At 47.2% G+C, this 653-nt stretch carries 1 protein-coding gene; it reads left to right on the forward strand.

The genetic code is table 11. From position 1 onward, the window contains the following. Positions 1-653: FtsW/RodA/SpoVE family cell cycle protein (locus R7093_RS25985; RefSeq protein ID WP_318147116.1), on the forward strand; the 653-nt coding region annotated here is incomplete at both ends.

The raw sequence follows: 653 nt of genomic DNA on the forward strand, positions 1-653 counted from the left end.
CGGGATCGTGGTTCTGGCTCAGCTTTCTCCTCGAACATATGAAAGCCTCGCGCCACTAATGTTTATTGCCGGTGTAGTTTTGCTATTTGGCGTACTGTTCTTTGGTGAGGCCTCGAAAGGTGCGCAACGCTGGCTCAACCTAGGCTTTGTTCGATTCCAACCGTCCGAATTACTCAAACTTGCGGTACCGTTGATGGTTGCGCGCTATATCGGTCGCCAACCATTACCACCAACATTCCGAACGCTGATTGTTGCGCTAATCATGGTGTGCTTACCAACGATTCTTATCGCGAAACAACCAGATTTGGGAACGTCGATTCTGATTGCGGCTTCAGGTATTTTCGTTATTTTCCTAGCAGGCATCAGTTGGAAGATCATCGCAGCGGCTGCCATTGCCTTAGGTGGTTTCATACCAATTTTGTGGTTCTTCTTGATGCGCGAATACCAAAAGGTTCGCGTTCGTACTCTGTTCAATCCAGAATCAGACCCACTTGGAGCGGGTTACCACATTATCCAAAGTAAAATTGCGATTGGTTCTGGCGGTATTTCCGGTAAAGGTTGGTTGCACGGTACACAGTCACAACTGGAATTTCTTCCTGAACGACACACTGACTTTATCTTTGCAGTAATTGCTGAAGAATGGGGTATGATTG

It is taken from the genome of Vibrio sp. 1580 (genome assembly GCF_033340055.1).